15 protein-coding genes are annotated in these 15359 nt (G+C 71.9%); 3 read left to right on the forward strand and 12 right to left on the reverse strand.

Annotated elements, in window-relative coordinates; all coding sequences use genetic code 11:
* Positions 1 to 38: 38 nt before the first annotated feature.
* Together AB0333_RS15550 and AB0333_RS15555 are read right to left on the reverse strand one after the other, a co-directional pair.
* Positions 39 to 704, reverse strand: coding sequence for a hypothetical protein (locus AB0333_RS15550; protein ID WP_366219596.1), 666 nt, complete (start codon positions 702 to 704; stop codon positions 39 to 41).
* Positions 701 to 1588: a rhodanese-related sulfurtransferase gene (locus tag AB0333_RS15555; protein WP_366219597.1), complete on the reverse strand. Its 888-nt coding sequence runs from the start codon at positions 1586 to 1588 to the stop codon at positions 701 to 703. Before AB0333_RS15555 ends, AB0333_RS15550 begins: the two co-directional genes overlap by 4 nt.
* A gap of 153 nt (positions 1589 to 1741) precedes the next feature.
* On the opposite strand from AB0333_RS15555, the gene AB0333_RS15560 reads away from it, so the two are divergent.
* Positions 1742 to 2455: a GNAT family N-acetyltransferase gene (locus AB0333_RS15560; protein WP_366219598.1), complete on the forward strand. Its 714-nt coding sequence runs from the start codon at positions 1742 to 1744 to the stop codon at positions 2453 to 2455.
* Positions 2456 to 2554: 99 nt separating this feature from the next.
* On the forward strand, positions 2555 to 4981 hold the full coding sequence (locus tag AB0333_RS15565; protein ID WP_366219630.1) for a DEAD/DEAH box helicase: 2427 nt from the start codon (positions 2555 to 2557) through the stop codon (positions 4979 to 4981).
* On the opposite strand, the gene AB0333_RS15570 is transcribed toward AB0333_RS15565, so the two are convergent.
* The 10 genes from AB0333_RS15570 to AB0333_RS15615 all read right to left on the reverse strand — a co-directional run bounded on the left by AB0333_RS15570 (position 4906) and on the right by AB0333_RS15615 (position 12995).
* Positions 4906 to 5322 (reverse strand): Rv3654c family TadE-like protein, encoded by a 417-nt coding sequence (locus tag AB0333_RS15570; protein ID WP_366219599.1) that lies wholly within the window; start codon positions 5320 to 5322, stop codon positions 4906 to 4908. The two genes, AB0333_RS15565 and AB0333_RS15570, sit on opposite strands and share 76 nt — an antisense overlap.
* Positions 5319 to 5789, reverse strand: a complete 471-nt coding sequence (locus AB0333_RS15575) for a TadE family protein (RefSeq protein ID WP_366219600.1) — start codon at positions 5787 to 5789, stop codon at positions 5319 to 5321. The genes AB0333_RS15570 and AB0333_RS15575 overlap by 4 nt, the downstream gene beginning before the upstream one ends.
* A gap of 165 nt (positions 5790 to 5954) precedes the next feature.
* Positions 5955 to 6272: a DUF4244 domain-containing protein gene (locus tag AB0333_RS15580; protein WP_366219601.1), complete on the reverse strand. Its 318-nt coding sequence runs from the start codon at positions 6270 to 6272 to the stop codon at positions 5955 to 5957.
* A 148-nt stretch (positions 6273 to 6420) separates the two neighbouring features.
* Positions 6421 to 6891, reverse strand: coding sequence for a type II secretion system F family protein (locus tag AB0333_RS15585; protein ID WP_366219602.1), 471 nt, complete (start codon positions 6889 to 6891; stop codon positions 6421 to 6423).
* The gene (locus tag AB0333_RS15590; RefSeq protein ID WP_366219603.1) at positions 6888 to 7577 is read right to left on the reverse strand and encodes a hypothetical protein; all 690 of its coding nucleotides are present in this window, start codon (positions 7575 to 7577) and stop codon (positions 6888 to 6890) included. Before AB0333_RS15590 ends, AB0333_RS15585 begins: the two co-directional genes overlap by 4 nt.
* Complete coding sequence (locus AB0333_RS15595) at positions 7561 to 8859, reverse strand: TadA family conjugal transfer-associated ATPase (protein ID WP_366219604.1); 1299 nt, start codon at positions 8857 to 8859, stop codon at positions 7561 to 7563. Before AB0333_RS15595 ends, AB0333_RS15590 begins: the two co-directional genes overlap by 17 nt.
* Positions 8856 to 10028, reverse strand: coding sequence for a hypothetical protein (locus AB0333_RS15600; protein ID WP_366219605.1), 1173 nt, complete (start codon positions 10026 to 10028; stop codon positions 8856 to 8858). The genes AB0333_RS15595 and AB0333_RS15600 overlap by 4 nt, the downstream gene beginning before the upstream one ends.
* A gap of 98 nt (positions 10029 to 10126) precedes the next feature.
* Positions 10127 to 10927, reverse strand: coding sequence for a CoA pyrophosphatase (locus AB0333_RS15605; RefSeq protein WP_366219606.1), 801 nt, complete (start codon positions 10925 to 10927; stop codon positions 10127 to 10129).
* On the reverse strand, positions 10924 to 11742 hold the full coding sequence (gene nth, locus AB0333_RS15610; protein ID WP_366219607.1) for an endonuclease III: 819 nt from the start codon (positions 11740 to 11742) through the stop codon (positions 10924 to 10926). The genes AB0333_RS15605 and nth overlap by 4 nt, the downstream gene beginning before the upstream one ends.
* Positions 11739 to 12995: a hypothetical protein gene (locus tag AB0333_RS15615; RefSeq protein WP_366219608.1), complete on the reverse strand. Its 1257-nt coding sequence runs from the start codon at positions 12993 to 12995 to the stop codon at positions 11739 to 11741. Before AB0333_RS15615 ends, nth begins: the two co-directional genes overlap by 4 nt.
* A 255-nt stretch (positions 12996 to 13250) precedes the next feature.
* Here AB0333_RS15615 and acs point away from each other — a divergent pair, with 255 nt between their 5' ends.
* Positions 13251 to 15320, forward strand: a complete 2070-nt coding sequence (acs, locus tag AB0333_RS15620; RefSeq protein ID WP_366219609.1) for an acetate--CoA ligase — start codon at positions 13251 to 13253, stop codon at positions 15318 to 15320.
* Positions 15321 to 15359: the final 39 nt, after the last annotated feature.

The raw sequence follows: 15359 nt of genomic DNA on the forward strand, positions 1-15359 counted from the left end.
GTGGCCGGCGCCGCACCGGCATCACCCTGGGCCCGGCCTCACGGTGCCGCCGCGAGGAGTCCCTGCCGGAGTTTCTCGACCTGCCGGTCGAAGGCCGCCACCACGGTCTCAGGCTCCACGAGGATGCCGCTGACCATGACGTGGTGATGGCCCACCGTCTCCACCGCGATGGTCACGCTGGCGTCCCCGAGCAACTCGTCTCCGCTGCTGTGCGCCACCACCCCGTCCCGGCCTCCCGGCAGGGGTTCCACGGTGACCGTGGCCTCGCCCTGACGCAGTTCCGCTCCCTCGCAGTCCCGGCCCACCGCGGTGTAGAGCGGGCCCGGCTCCGGACCGTCGCCGTCCTCACGGGCGAACAGTGCGGTGGACAGGACGGGAGGCAGGTAGGCGTCCTCGTAGCCCTCCACCACGCTGACGGCCTCGGCCGCGCCGGCGGTGGTCTCGAACGAGGCGGACTGCAGGGCCTGCAGCGCGTCAGCGCAGGGGCCCTCGGCCTGGGAGGGGTCGTCGACCACGGTCGCAATCAGACTCGGGTCGATCTGCTCCCCGGGACCGTCGGCTCCCTCCAGCCCGTACTCCTCCATGGTCAGGAGCATCGCCCGGAGCTGTTCCTCCGACTGGGGTGGGGTGTCCGCCGGGTCAGGCGCCCCGCAACCGGTCAGCAGCAGCCCCGCGAGGATCAGCCCGGCAGCCCGGCGTCTCATGGGCACACCGCGCAGGTGCGGTCCGGGACGGCCAGGGCGCAGGCATCGCACACGGTGTCCAGGGTCTGGCAGGACGGATCGGAACAGTTGCGCAGTTCCGAGGTGGGACCCGCACAGAGGCTGCACTCACCGATCGTCGCGGACTGCTCCGAGAACTGGACCCGCATGCGCTGGTCGAAGACGGCCAGGGATCCCTCCCAGAGGCCGGAGTCACCATAGGCCTGGCCGTACTTCACGATCCCGCCGTCCAATTGATAGACCTCCCCGAAACCGCGGTGGTGCATCAGCGCCGTCAGCACCTCACAGCGCACCCCGCCCGTGCAGTAGGTGACCACGGGCTGGTCCTTGAGATGGTCATAGGCACCCGAGTCCAGTTCGGAGACGAAGTCCCGGGTGGTGACGGTGTCCGGCACCACGGCCCCGGCGAATCGGCCGATCTTGGCCTCCACGGCGTTGCGCCCGTCGAAGAACACCACGGGGGTCCCGGCCGATTCCTTCTCCTCCACCAGTCGGTGCAGGTCCTCGGGTGTCAGGTGCACGCCGGTGTCCTGCACGCCGTCCTCGGTGACGACGATCTCGTCCGGGGCGTCGAAGGCCACCAGCTCGGGCCGCACCTTGACGGACAGCCGCGGGAAGTCCTCCGCCGAACCGTCGGACCACTTGACCTCCAGACCGGAGAAGGGGCCGTAGGCGCGGGTGGTCTTGACGTACTGTTTCACCGCGTCCAGCGGGCCGCCCACGGTGCCGTTGATTCCGTGCGGGGACACGATGATGCGCCCGGTCAGCCCCCAGCGCGAGGCCAAGGCATGCTGCCAGAGGCGCACGGCCTCCGGATCGGCCAACGGGGCGAAACGGTAGTACAGGGCGATCTTGGACTGGCTCACTGCATCAAGGGTAGTCCGCGACGCCCCCGCCCACGAGGTCCGTCCGGGGCCGGCGTCGCTGACGGGAACCGCAGGAGAGCGGCAGATGACGATTTGGCCTGCATGTTGGTCCGGCGGGTGCGGGCAACCTGTGGCTCGGGCTAGTCTCGTCCCATGACTTCTGCCTTGAATGACGCGCTGGTCAGCACCTGGGTGACCGGTTGGTCCCGCTGCCGGAACTACGACGTGCAACATGACGGCGTGGTCCACGCATCCCTGCGCAGTGGAGTCCAGGCCGGTGACGGACAGGACTGGGAGTACGTCCTGGCCCACCCGGACGAGACCGCCCTCACCGCGGTGTCCGCCGAGGTCCAGAACCACCCCGGACGGCTGCTGACCGTGGTCGGACCGCCGCCCGCCGTGCCGGCCGGTGTCCCCCTCAAGGCGCTCTCCACCGGCGAGAAGCTCATGGTGGTGGACATGGGAGGCCAGGATGTCGAGGCTCCCCTCGTGCCCGAGGAATTCGAGGCCACCGTGGAACGCAAGGACCCGGACTGGTTCCTCGTCACCATCATCAGCACGGAGGAGCATCCCCAGGGCGAGGGCGCGGTGGCCGCCCGCGGCCGGGTGGCCGCGGTGGAGGGCTACGCCGTGTTCGACCGCATCTGGACCTCCCCCGACTTCCGCCGGCAAGGCCTCGGTTCGCTGGTGATGCGCTATCTCGCCTCGCTGGCCCTGGAGCACGACGTCGAGGAAGGCCTGCTTGTGGCCAGCGCCGACGGGCAGGCCCTCTACGGCCACCTCGGCTGGACCGAGCTCGCCGACGTCACTGTCTACGGCGCCCTGGAGGACGACACCGAGAACCCGTCCCACTCGGACGCCGGCTGAGTGGACCCCCGCGGGGAACAGCCCCGGAACGGTACCGGAGAGGGCCCTGAACGGCCGGCCGGTGGACCGCGCACGGACGACCCCCGGGATGCTGAGGCCCTGAGCCGCACGCTCGGCCGCCGCTCCATTCCGCCGCAGCTGCTCCACGTCCGGCACCTGCCCGAACGGCAGGCCGTCACGGTGCCCTGGCCGGAGGGCACCCCGGACGGACTCATCCTCGCGCTCGGGGGTTCCGGGGCCCTGGAACCGTGGAAGCACCAGGTGGAGGCGGCCGGCCTCGCGGCCACCGGAACCAACGTGGTGTTGGCGACGGGGACGGCATCGGGCAAATCCCTCGGCTACCAACTGGCGGCCGGCACCGCCCTGCACGATGACCCCGCCGGGACCGTGCTCTATCTGTCCCCGACGAAGGCGCTCGCGGCCGACCAGCTCAACGCCTGGCGCGCCCTGGCCCGGGACGGCGCCACCTGGCTGCGGCCGGCCCCCTATGACGGGGACACGGACATCGCCGACCGCAAGTGGGCTCGTGAGCACGCGAACGTGCTGCTGACGAACCCGGACATGCTGCACGTCGGGATCCTGCCGCACCACGAACGCTGGTCCCGGTTCTTCCGGCGGTTGCGCTTCGTGGTGGTGGACGAGGCCCACGTGTACCGGGGGGTTTTCGGCTCCCACGTGGCCGTACTGCTGCGCCGGCTGGCCCGGGTCTGCGCGCACTACCGGTCCGGGCGGCGTGACGGGGCCGAGGGCGCGGGCACACCGGGCCCGGTGTTCATCGGAGCCTCGGCCACCAGTGCGGACCCCGCCGGGTCCTTCTCGCGCCTGATCGGCGCGGACGCGGTGGCCGTGACCGAGGACGCCTCCCCCCACGGGGCCGTCACGGTCGGCTTCTGGGAACCGGAGCTCACCGACCGGCGCGGTGAGAACGGGGCACCCGTGCGGCGTTCGGCCACGGCCGAGGGAGCCGGGATGATGGCCGACCTGGCCGTCACCGGAACCAGAACCATTGCCTTCATCCGCTCGCGCCGCGGCGCCGAGGCGATGGCCTCCGCCGCCAAACGTGAGCTCGCCGAGGTCGACCCGTCCTTGCCGCCCCGGGTGGCGGCATACCGGGCCGGCTACCTGCCCGAGGAACGCCGTGAGGTGGAGACGGCTCTGCGTACCGGACGGTTGCTGGGGGTGGCCTCCACGCCGGCGCTGGAACTGGGCATCGACATCGCCGGACTCGACGCGGTGCTGGTGGCCGGCTGGCCGGGCACTCGCGCGTCGTTCTTCCAGCAGGTGGGACGCGCCGGACGGTCGGGGCAGGAATCCGTGGCGCTCTATGTGGCCGGGGACGACCCGCTGGACACCTACGTGGTGCACCACCCGGAGGCTGTCTTCGAGCTGGCCGTGGAGGATTCGGTCACGGACCCGACCAACCCGCACATCCTCGCCCCACACCTGTGCGCCGCCGCCGCCGAGTTCCCCCTGGTCCCGGACGGGCTCGGTGATTTCGGAGACCCGGAGGAGGTCCGCGGCCTGGTGGAACAGCTCGTCGAGGAGGGGTACCTGAGGCGCCGTCCGGCCGGCTGGTTCTGGACACATCCCGAACATGCCGCCGGACTGGTGTCCCTGCGCGACGACGGCGGCGGACCGGTGAACATCATCGACACCGAGACCGGCGCCCTGCTGGGCTCCATGGGCTCCCCGCAAACCCACTACCAAGCCCATCCCGGTGCCGTGTACGTCCACCAGGACCGCACCTATCTCGTGGAGGAGCTCGACGAGGACGCCCATGCCGTCCTGGTGACGCGGGCGTGGCCGGATTTCTTCACGCAGGCGCGGGACATCACCGAGATCGAGATCCTGGACACGGTCCACCGCGTGGACGCGGGTGACCTGCAATGGTGCACGGGACCGGTGAAGGTCACCACCCAGGTGGTCTCCTACCAGCGCAAGGCCCTGGTCTCCGGGGAGGTGCTCGGCGAGGAGCCCTTGGAGCTGCCCGCCCGGGACCTCTTCACCACGGCCGTCTGGTTCCACTGCCCCTCGGAGGTGCTCGTGGCCGCCGGGCTGACGATGGACCGACTGCCGGGGTCCCTGCACGCCGCCGAACACGCGATGATCGGGCTGCTGCCCATCGTCGCCTCCAACGACCGCTGGGACATCGGCGGGGTGTCGATGGCCCTGCACCCGGACACCGGCCAGCCCTCCGTGTTCGTCTACGACGGTCACCCCGGCGGTGCCGGTTTCGCCGAGCGGGGCTTCGCGGAGGCGGCGACCTGGTTGCAGGCCACCCTGGACACGGTGCTCTCCTGCAGTTGCTCCTCGGGCTGCCCGTCCTGCGTGCAGTCCCCCAAATGCGGCAACCGCAACAACCCGCTGGACAAGGCCGGGGCCGCCACCCTGCTGACCTTCGTGTTGCAGGGCATCCGGATCGCGGCGGCACGGTCGCGACGGGCCGGCGCTCACCGCGGCACCGTCGACGCCGGAGGACCGGCCCGAGACACCCCTTCGGAGGGCCACGGAAGCGTCGACTCATAGCGGGTGCGCACGTGTACGGTGCCGTCTCCGGCGGCAGCACATGCGGTGATCGTGGCCCCGTGGCGATCGGCCGTCTGGGCGGCCAGGGCACAGGGATCGGCCAGCACGAGGCCACGGGCGGCATCGGCGGCGGCGAGCGCGGCGAGGTCCGCGGCCCCGGAGGCCCGTGCCGCCGCCGTGGCCGCGGTGCCCAGCGCCGCCGCGGCCCCCAGCAGCGCCAGGGTCAGGAACACCGTGGCCAGCACGGTGACACTGCCGGCGCCGTGTTCACACTGTTGACGCTGTTCGCGCTGTTCCTGTTGACTCTGCTCGCCTGTCCGGCGGGCGGGTGGCCGGTTCATGGTGTTCTCGTGGGTGGAACGGCCCACTGGTCCGGGGCGTGGGCCGTGGCTTCCAGTTCCCACCCGTCCCACCACGCCAGAGGTCCTGGAGGGGCATGGGCGACGGTCACGGCCACCCAGCCGGTGCTCCGGTCACTGCTGAGGTCCGTGGCCTCACCGGCCATGCGCCGGGCCGTGGAGCGAACATCTGACTCGCTCTCACCCCGGGCCAGCTCGCGGACCGAGGCCGCCGCGGCTTCCTCCAGCCGGACCTGCTGCAGGGTCGCGGCACCGGCGAGCAGCGCGCCCACCAGCACCAGGGCCGCTGCCGGCAGCATGACCGCGTATTCGGCGGTGACCGATCCTCGTTCGGCCCCGGCAGCGCTGGCGGCGACGGCCGGCCCGAAGGGATGCTCAGAGCCCCGGGGGCGGCCAGGATCGGCAGGCCCGGTCAACGGGGGATGTTCGGTCAGAGGGCTGCTGTCCATGGCTTCCTCGAGTCTTCGGGTGTTACTCGGACGGGACGGGATCAGTGCGGGTGGGCGGCACGATTCGGCAGAGTCCGGCCATGGGCTGATCGGCCGGTTCCCGCCACCGGTGCCGGGTCCCGCCGGGAAAGGTGGCGGCGGGACCCGGTGGCCGGTAGAGGCCTCTCAGCCGAAGCTGAGGGCATTCTTGACGATGTCCAGCAGCAGTCCCTGCACGTCGGTCCCCGCGAGGACCACGGCCAGGACTCCGGCGAACCCGACGGCGGCAAGTGTGACGATGCCGTACTCGGCGGTCTGCGCGCCGGTCTCGTCGCTCCAGTCAGGGACCGAGGCGCGACGGCCCTGCCCGGCCACGGCGGTGAAGGCTGCGGAGGCGGTAGAGGCGCTGGAGGCGGCTCCGACGGTGTCGGCAGTGCTCCCAGGCCGGTGGACTCCGCTGGCCCTTCGTGGGACAGGGTGTTCGTGCTGCAGTGTGGCGGTCATGGTGTCTCCTCTGGTGTGACGGCGGCCGGTGTGGTCGCCTGTTTCTAGCCTGCGGCGATGTCCCCTTCCGTGGGGTGCGGTGGCCCGCAGATCTGGATGGCTGGGGCACTTCGGACCGGTGTGGAGGACCGCGCTGGTTTCCCGGGCATCAGGGCAGCAGGGCCAGGACGAGTGGCACCACGCCCAGGCAGAGGAACGAGGGCAATTGACAGAGTCCCAGGGGCAGGACCAGACGGGTACCCAGTTCTGCGGCCCGTTGCTCGGCCCGGCGTTTCCGATGACGGCGGAGCGTCGATGCTGTGGACCGCAGCAGGGCAGCCGTGGGCGCCCCCGTGACGTAGGCGAAGCGGAGTTCGCCGGCCAACTCCTGCAGGTCCGGATCACTGGCTTCGGGCTCATGGGCCGACCAGGCGTCATCCCAGTCGACACCGGCCCGCAGCAGGGCGGCCACCCTCCGGACCGGCGCCGCCCCGGGGACATGACTGCCGAGGAGGCCGAGCGCGGCGACGAGACCCTGCCCGGTTTCCAGCAGCCCCGCCACCAGATCCATCGCCAGTGCGGCGTCCAGGGTGTCCGGTACTGCTGCGGCGCCGGGCCGGGAGGTCGCACTCGGGGTCATGTGCTCTCCTCCGACCGGCGGATCAACGCGCGGGTCCAGAGCTGGCCGATCACCGCCAGTCCCACTCCCGTGCCGATCACGAGCCAGCCGAGAGGTCCGGCCAGCAACTCGGTGGGCGGCACTCCGACCAGGGCCGTCATCGCGATCCCGGCAAGCGGCAGGAAGCCCAGCAGCTGTGCCGTGGAGCGCGGGCCGGCGGCTGCCGCATCCCGCGCCTGCTGGGCGTCCTGACCCTCCTCCAGGGCGTCGGCGAGACGCTCGAGCAGCCCGGCCAGCGGGATCCCGGCGTGGTGGGAGACCGCCAGGCATCCGTCCAGCTGGCGCCAGTGACGGCCCTGCCCCGGCGCCTCCACGGCGGCGAACGGTTCGCCGCCGAGCATGACCTCCAGGTCAGCCGCGACCAGGACGTGATGCAGGCAGCACCCCGCCCGTCTGGCTGGTCCGCCTGGTCCGTCCTTCCCGCCCGGTCCGCCCTTCCCGCCTGGACACGGCTCGTAGAGTCCGGACAGTTCCACCCAGACGCGCTCCGGGCGACGGCCGGCCTGCAACAGGGCGGACGCCCGACGGAGCAGGCCGACGAATTCCTCGGTCTCGTGCTCACGCCGGCGCCGCACCTGCCCCGGGAGCCACCGCAGCCACCAGCGCCACCACCGCGACCGGCCTCCTCGTTCACGTCCCGATGGCATGCCGGCCCCCACTCCGCCGTAACCCCGGGTCTCGGTGCACTCCGGCTGTCGACAGGCCGTCCAGCGCCCCGTGACCGGGCCCGGCGGTCAGGACGGTTCCGACCAGGGTGAGCGCGGGGATAACGCGCAGGGTGCCGGTCCGGCTGGTGTCCCGGTCCACCACGGCCAGTTCCACGGGGTGCCGTCCGGCGTCGGTCCGCTCCAGGTGGAGGACCGCATCCACCGCGCTGGAAGCCTGCAATGCCAGGGCTTCCGACCCGAGGCCGGCCAGTGCGCCCATCGCCTGCAGTCGGGCCGGGACGTCAGAGGCGGAATTCGAGTGCAGTGTTCCGGCGGCACCCCGGTGGCCGGTGTTCATGGCGGCGAGGAAGTCCGCGACCTCCGCCCCACGGCACTCTCCCACGACGAGCCGGTCGGGCCTCATCCTCAGTGCCTGCCGGACGAGTTCGGACAATTCGACGGTGCCGGCGCCCTCGGAGTTGCCGGAGCGGGCCTGCAGGGAGACCACATGGCCGTGCCGCGGACGCAGCTCGCGGGTGTCCTCCACGGTGATGATCCGTTCGTCTGCGGGGACCTCCGCTAGCACCGCGGAGAGCAGGGTGGTCTTGCCGGAACCGGTGGCGCCGCTGATGAGCACGTTGGCGCGGATGTGCAGCAGGTGCCGCAGGGCGGCCAGCCACTGCGTCCCGTGGGGCCAGCGCCGGGCCAGGTCCTCCAGGCACGGTGGCTCCGGCGCGGCCAGTCTGACACTGATCTGGGTTCCGCCTGAGGCCAGTGGCGGCAGGATGGCGTGCACCCGGGCACCGGTGACCTGGGCGTCACCGAACGGCTGGCCCTCGTCGAGCCGCCGGCCGCCCTGGGCCAGCAGTCGGACGGCCAGTCGACGGGCGTCCTCGGCGGGCAGGCACCGGCCCGTGTCACGGAGGCCGTCCAGGCCGTCGGTCCAGATGGTGCCGGAGCCGTCCACCAGCACGTCGGTGACGCCGGCGCCCCGGGCCGGTGCCGCGAGGGGGCCCAGTCCGGTGAGATCATCCGTCAACGCCGTCATCTGGGCGGATGCCTCCCGCGGGGTGGTCACCGGCAGGTGCCGTCGGACGGCCTCGGCCACCAGCTCCGGCGGCACGGTCTCGGACCGGGACGGAACACCAGGGGCCTGGTGACGGGCCGGGTCTGCGAGGCGACCGGCGAGCCATCGGCGGGCCCGTTGCCGACCTGCGGAGGTCCCGGTGACGAGACGCCGGCCCGCTCCGGGCGGTGGTTCCGGCGACCATCCGCGGCTCATGGACGGGCCCTTCCGGCCACGTGCCAGCGGGGTTTCAGGGCCCCGGCTCCGTCCAGCCGCAGTTCGATCTCCGCGGCCATTCTCCGGGCGGAACCGCGCCGACTCGACCGATCCCAGGAGGCCAACGACGAACCGTCCCAATCCTGCGCGTCGACCCGCACAGACCCGGCGGGTTCCCTCGTCCGGGCTGATCCTCGACGGACGGCACCGGACCCTGATGAGTGCGGTGGCCGCTGACGCGGCGAGGCCTGCAGCAGCACGTCCGCCGGAAGCTGCCGGCCGGCCGCCGGCCCGCGATCGGTGCACAGCAGGAGGCCCATCCCCCGTTCGGCCCAGTCACGGGCCCGGTCCTGGTCCTTGCCGACGTCGATGACCGTCCAGGGAAACGTCTCCACCGCCACCTGGACCCAGGCGTCACCCGTCCAGGGGCCGTCGGAGGGCGACGATGAGGTCCACCCCCACCACCGGACGCCACCGGCGCCGGGCAGGTGCGAGGCCAGCGCCGGTCCGGGCACCGGCAGGTCCTGCATCCCGTCCCAGCTCACGCATCGATCCGCTGGCGGGGACAGGGCGCGGAGCCGTGCGCTCAGGCTCCCGTGGGGGCCCTGGGCATCCACGAGCAGGCCTCGCCCGGGTCCGGACAGCAACAGCGTCAGGGCCCAGGACAAACCGGGCCACTGCCCGTCCCCGTCGGCGCCCGGGCCATCGTGGACCACCACCGCAGCCCGCCCCCGGGCAGGAGGCTCGGAGTTCGCCGGACGGGTCCGGGCCAGGACGCGGCAGAGCTGCTGAGACCGGGAAGGCAGGCTGAGAACACCCGGAGGTGCGGACGCCCCGTCCAGGATGACAGCCGCGATGGGCGGTGCCGGCGGATCCTGTCCGATGTCCGGTGCCGGCTCCGGGCCGGCCGTCTCCCCGGGGGCGAGCCCCCAGAGGATGAGGGCCGGGGACGCCGGGGCGGCCCGGTGGGCCTGCCCCGCGGACGGCCATTCGGAGCGCGGTACGACGCGTAGCCGGTGCCCGACGGCGGCGGCACAGGCGGCCACCTCGGCGCACAGCAGCTCAGACCAGAGTGGGCTGCTGCCCACCAGGCCCTGCGGGACCGGTCCATCCCGATCCGGTGGGGCGACGAACAGGATGGTTAACGGTGAGGATGCTCGGACGGCCATGCTCCCAGCCTGTCCGTCTGGCCCTCGGCCCGCTCCTCGCAGGCCGGCCACTGTGGAGGACCGGCCCGGGTTCCGCTGCCTGTGGAGGACCCGGGGGCCTACAGGTCGGCGCGGGGCACCGGCATGGACGCGTCCCAATTCGTGATGTCCACGATCCGGCCGCGGTCCCAATCCTGGGTCCACCCCAGCAGGTCGAGGATCCGGTCGATCAGGATGGCCGTGAAACCCCACACCAGGGTGCCGGACACCAGGAAGGCCGGGCTCCTGAACCGCCGGGTGCCGCCCGCCACGCCCCGGGACAGGGACGTGGTGATCCGATTGGCGGGATCCACCAAGTCGGCCACGGGGACCCGGAACACGCGGGCCGCCTCCCCCTCGTCCACCACGAAGACGTCGGACGGCCGGTCCCACCAGCCCAGCACCGGATGCACCCGGAAGTTCGAGACCGTGAGCGGTGCCGGCGGCAGGGTCCCGATGACCCGCACGCCGTTCCGGTCCAGACCCGTCTCCTCCTCCGCCTCCCGCAGGGCGCAATCACTGAAATCCACGTCCTCGGGGTCGCGGCGGCCACCCGGGAAGGCGACTTGGCCGGGGTGGTGGCGCAGGGCGAAGGACCGCTGGGTGAGCAGCAGGTCCAGGTCTTCCGGCACGGCGGTCCCGTGGAAGTGCGCCGGCTGGCCGTCGAGGGCCCCGAACAGCACCAGCACGGCGGAGTCCGACGGCTCCTCGGTCGAGACCGGCGGCACCAGGGTGAGGCCGAAGTCCCAGCCCCGGTCGTCGTCGGGAATCCGGGACGCAGCCGGGGCAGACGGCGGCCGCACGGCCAGGCCCGGGTCCAGGGTCCCGTAGCGCTCCACGAGGGAGCGTAGGTCCGCGAGCGCTCCGTCGATCTGCATCATGCCCCCAGGCCGAAGCCCTCGGCCCGCAGCTCGGCGCGGGTGGCTCCGGCGAGCATCTTGGCCAGCAGCTCGTCCCGGCCCGGGGCCAGCTCGTACTTCAGCAACGACGCCGCCGCCTCCGGATGGGTCTCCCCGACCCCGAAGGAGGGGCACCAGCGGGCGACGGGGCAGGCCCCGCACGCGGGGCGCTTGGCGTGGCAGACGCGGCGACCGTGGAACACCAGCCGGTGGGAGAGCATGGTCCAGTCGCGCGGCTCGAAGAGTTCGGCGACCTCGTACTCGACCTTGACCGGGTCTTGCTGCGCGGTGAATCCGAGCCGCCGGGCCAGGCGCCCGAAGTGGGTGTCCACGGTGAGACCGGGAACCCCGAAGGCATTGCCCAGGACCACAAAGGCCGTCTTGCGGCCGACTCCGGGCAGTTTCACCAGCTCGTCCACGGTGCCGGGGACCTCTCCACCGTGGTGTTCGACCAGGGCCCGGGAGAGCCCCTGGATGGCGGTGGCCTTGTTCCGGTAGAAGCCCAGGGGCCGCACGATCTCCTGCAGCTCGCGCTCGTCCGCGTGGGACATGGCCTCGGCGTCCGGGAAACGGGCGAACAGCCCGGGGGTGGTCGCATTGACCCGCACGTCCGTGGTCTGGGCCGAGAGCACGGTGGCCACCAGCAGCTCGAAAGCGTTGGTGAAATCGAGCTCGGCGACAGCGTAGGGGTAGGCCTCGGCCAGCACCCGGTTGATCTTCCGGGCCCGGCGCTTCAGGGCGAGGGCGCTTTCCCCGGCGCTGACGACGCCGGCCGGGACGGGGTTCTGGTCCGTCACGCGCGCTCGATGTCCGTGAGATCCTCGAGCACGCCGGTGCGGCCGTCCGTGTTCTGCACGAGGAACTCGTGGCCACGGTCTTCGAGGGCCAGGATCCAGCCGCCGGGCTCGAGTCCGAAGGCCGGCCTGCCGTCCTCCGGGTTCACGGCCGTGCGGCGTGATCCCACGGCGAACCAGAACGCCTCGTACTCGGCCGGTTCCGTGCCCCGCGGGGCCGATGGTCCGGAGTCCAGCGGATCGATCGGTTCCGTGTGCTGCACCTCCGGCACCGATGACGACGGCGACAGCGACGGCTGGACAGGATCTGACGACCCTGGCCGTTCCGACGACTCTGACGGTCCTGACGGCTCCGATGGCTCCGCAGTGGCCGGTGCACCGAACGCGGCGGTCGCCGAGGCGGCGGCCTCGTCCGTGGACCGCGGGCGCACGCGGGTCATCCCGAGGCTGTCATCCGGGTCCTCATCGGAGTCGACCGCGGATAGCGGCGCCTCCTCCGTGCCGGATCCGGAGGTTCCCGCGGGTTCCGGCGAAGACCGGAATTCCTCCTGGGTCTCCTGCGAGGCAGCCTGGCCGTAGGCCGGGGCCTGGCCGTAAACCGGGGCCTGACCGTAAACCGGGGCCTGGCCGTCGGCCGCCACCGCGCCCCCGGCGTCCGCGTCCCCGGCAGCCACGGCGCCGGCCCACGGACGGCTGGCATCGCCGGCGGCGGCGGCAGGTGAGGCGGCCGGCGTCGACCACTGGTCTCCGGTGCCGGGCTGGAGGGCACCGTGCGGCGCGGTGCGGGGCTGGGCGGTGGACCCGGCGAAGAGCGGCGCCATGAGGGCGCGCATCGGGGAGGTGACCACCAGGCCGAAGGCGCCGGCAAGGCCGATGAGCAGGACGGGGTCCAGGGTGGTGACGAACGTGATGAAGAAGTAGGACAGCGCCAACCAGGCCGTGACGTGCGCGAACTGTTCGGTGCCGAGCGAACCCAGGCGGGGGCCGGCGTCGCCGGTGGGCTTCCCGGCGGAGGTGGCCCGGGCCAGGATGAAGCCGGCCGCGACGAGGGGCATCAGGACCCCGATGCCGAGGAAGAAGAGGTTGGTGCTGCCCCACAGGTTCAGGCCCCACCGCGAGGTGCTCAGGGGGACGATGGACCCGGCGAGGACCACGAGGACCGACGCGAGGAAGCCGACGTCCCAGCTGGACAGCCTGAGCCCTGGGCCGGGACCACCGGTCGGTGCGTTAGCGGATGAATCCGGTGCGATGCTCATGTGGTTCCTCCTGTGCCGCCCGGAACGGGCGACTCCCCAGCGATTGATCCAGACCGGACGGTGCTCGCCGGTTCCCCTATGGATGGTCTCTGCACCATTCAACCAGTCACACCGGACCCTGTCCCCCCAGTTTGACGTGCGCGGCTTCACACCGACAGCAGTGGCGTTAGGCTAAAGACGAAGCCGCCTGTGACTCCGGTTACACCCGGGTGTCATCACGGTGGTCCTCGTCGACCGCGCCACCAAGGAGTACGCATGAGCACAACAGCGTCCAACGAATCGGCCTCCCCCGCCGCATCCGCCGACGGCGGCGGCACCATGGACACCCTCTCGCACGAGCACCGCAGCTTCCCGCCCTCGGCGGAGTTCGCCGCGCAGGCCGTGGCCGGGGCGGACCGCTATGAGGAGGCTGCCGCGGACCGGCTGGGCTACTGGGCCCATCAGGCGCGGGAGGTGCTGGACTGGGACCAGGACTTCACCGAGGTGCTGGACTGGTCGGACGCCCCGTTCGCGAAGTGGTTCGTCGGCGGCACCACCAACGCCGCCTACAACGCCCTGGACCGCCACGTGGAGGCCGGGCTGGGCGACCGCGTGGCCATCCACTTCGAGGGCGAACCCGGCGACTCCCGTTCCTGGACCTACGCAGAGCTCGCCACCGAGGTCCGGCGGGCCGCCAACGCCTTCGAATCGCTCGGGGTCACCAAGGGCGACCGCGTGGCCGTCTACATGCCGATGATCACCGAGACCGTCATCACCATGCTGGCCTGCGCCCGGATCGGTGCGGTGCACTCCGTGGTCTTCGGCGGCTTCTCCGCCGATGCCCTGCGCTCGCGCATCGACGACGCCGAGGCCAAGCTCGTGGTCACCGCGGACGGCTCCTGGCGGCGCGGCAAGCCCTCCATGCTCAAGCCGGCGGTGGATGCCGCCCTCGCCGAACCCGGCCATTCCGTGGCCCATGTCCTCGTGGTCCGGCGCAACGAGCAGGACGTGGAGTGGACCGCAGACCGGGACCTGTGGTGGCACGACGTGCTGGGCGAGCAGTCGGACGAGCACGAGCTGGTCTGGCACGACTCCGAGCACCCGCTGTACATCCTCTACACCTCCGGCACCACCGGGAAGCCGAAGGGCATCCTGCACACCACGGGCGGCTACCTGGTGCAGACCGCCGTCACCCACCGGGACACCTTCGATCTCCATCCCGAGACGGACGTGTACTGGTGCACCGCCGACGTCGGCTGGGTCACTGGGCACTCCTACGTCACCTACGCGCCCCTTATCAACGGCGCCACCCAGGTGATCTACGAGGGTACCCCCGACTTCCCGCACACCGGCCGCTGGTGGGAGATCGTGGCCAAGTACGGCATCACCATCATGTACACCGCCCCCACCGCGATCCGCACGTGCATGAAGTGGGGCCGGCAGGTGCCGGACGCCTTCGACCTGTCCTCAATCCGCGTGCTCGGATCCGTCGGGGAGGCCATCAACCCCGAGGCCTGGATGTGGTACCGGGAGGTCATCGGCGGCAACGCCGGTGCCGGCACGAAGAACGACGACGGCTCCGTCACCCCGGGGGCCCGCAAGGAGCACCCCGCCCCGATCGTGGACACCTGGTGGCAGACCGAGACCGGAGCCCACATGATCTCGCCCCTGCCCGGAGTCACGGCGACCAAGCCCGGCTCGGCGCAGACTCCCGTGCCGGGGATCACGGTGGACGTGGTGGACGAGACCGGCCGGCCCTTCGAGGGCGCCGGGGCCGGGTTCCTGGTGATCCGGGATCCGTGGCCGGCCATGCTGCGCGGCATCTGGGGCGACCCCGAGCGCTTCAAGGAGACCTACTGGTCCCGGTTCGAGGGCATGTACTTCGCCGGGGACGGCGCCCGCCGGGACGAGGACGGGGACGTCTGGGTGACCGGCCGCGTGGATGACGTCATGAACATCTCCGGCCACCGCCTCTCCACCTCGGAGATCGAGTCCGCCCTGGTCTCCCACCCGATCGTGGCGGAGTCCGCCGTGGTCGGCGCCGCCGATGCCACTACCGGCCAGGCCGTGGTGGCGTTCGTGATCCTCACCGAGGAATCCCAGGTGGACGGAGCGGCCGACCCGGCTCAGACCGAGGCCGATCTGCGGGCCCACGTGGCCTCCGAGATCGGGGCCATCGCGAAGCCCAAGCACATCATGGTGGTGCCGGAGCTGCCCAAGACCCGCTCCGGCAAGATCATGCGCCGCCTGCTCAAGGACGTGGCCGAGGGCCGGGATCCCGGCGATGCGTCCACCCTGTCCGATCCCACGATCATGCAGCAGATCGCCCAGTCGCTGCGGACGTAGGAGCGACCCGGAGCGGCGCCAAAGGCATCTCGTCCGCAG

It is taken from the genome of Citricoccus sp. NPDC079358 (assembly GCF_040702545.1).
Taxonomy (GTDB): domain Bacteria; phylum Actinomycetota; class Actinomycetes; order Actinomycetales; family Micrococcaceae; genus Citricoccus.

Excerpts from the sequence above, each read along its gene's own strand:
- AB0333_RS15575 (WP_366219600.1), bottom strand. The coding sequence starts at position 5,789 with ATGGACAGCAGCCCTCTGACCGAACATCCCCCGTTGACCGGGCCTGCC.
- AB0333_RS15580 (WP_366219601.1), bottom strand. The coding sequence starts at position 6,272 with ATGACCGCCACACTGCAGCACGAACACCCTGTCCCACGAAGGGCCAGC.
- AB0333_RS15590 (WP_366219603.1), bottom strand. The coding sequence starts at position 7,577 with ATGCCATCGGGACGTGAACGAGGAGGCCGGTCGCGGTGGTGGCGCTGG.
- AB0333_RS15550 (WP_366219596.1), bottom strand. The coding sequence starts at position 704 with ATGAGACGCCGGGCTGCCGGGCTGATCCTCGCGGGGCTGCTGCTGACC.
- AB0333_RS15560 (WP_366219598.1), top strand. The coding sequence starts at position 1,742 with ATGACTTCTGCCTTGAATGACGCGCTGGTCAGCACCTGGGTGACCGGT.
- AB0333_RS15605 (WP_366219606.1), bottom strand. The coding sequence starts at position 10,927 with ATGATGCAGATCGACGGAGCGCTCGCGGACCTACGCTCCCTCGTGGAG.
- AB0333_RS15585 (WP_366219602.1), bottom strand. The coding sequence starts at position 6,891 with ATGACCCCGAGTGCGACCTCCCGGCCCGGCGCCGCAGCAGTACCGGAC.
- AB0333_RS15615 (WP_366219608.1), bottom strand. The coding sequence starts at position 12,995 with ATGAGCATCGCACCGGATTCATCCGCTAACGCACCGACCGGTGGTCCC.
- acs (WP_366219609.1), top strand. The coding sequence starts at position 13,251 with ATGAGCACAACAGCGTCCAACGAATCGGCCTCCCCCGCCGCATCCGCC.
- AB0333_RS15600 (WP_366219605.1), bottom strand. The coding sequence starts at position 10,028 with ATGGCCGTCCGAGCATCCTCACCGTTAACCATCCTGTTCGTCGCCCCA.
- AB0333_RS15570 (WP_366219599.1), bottom strand. The coding sequence starts at position 5,322 with ATGAACCGGCCACCCGCCCGCCGGACAGGCGAGCAGAGTCAACAGGAA.
- AB0333_RS15595 (WP_366219604.1), bottom strand. The coding sequence starts at position 8,859 with ATGAGCCGCGGATGGTCGCCGGAACCACCGCCCGGAGCGGGCCGGCGT.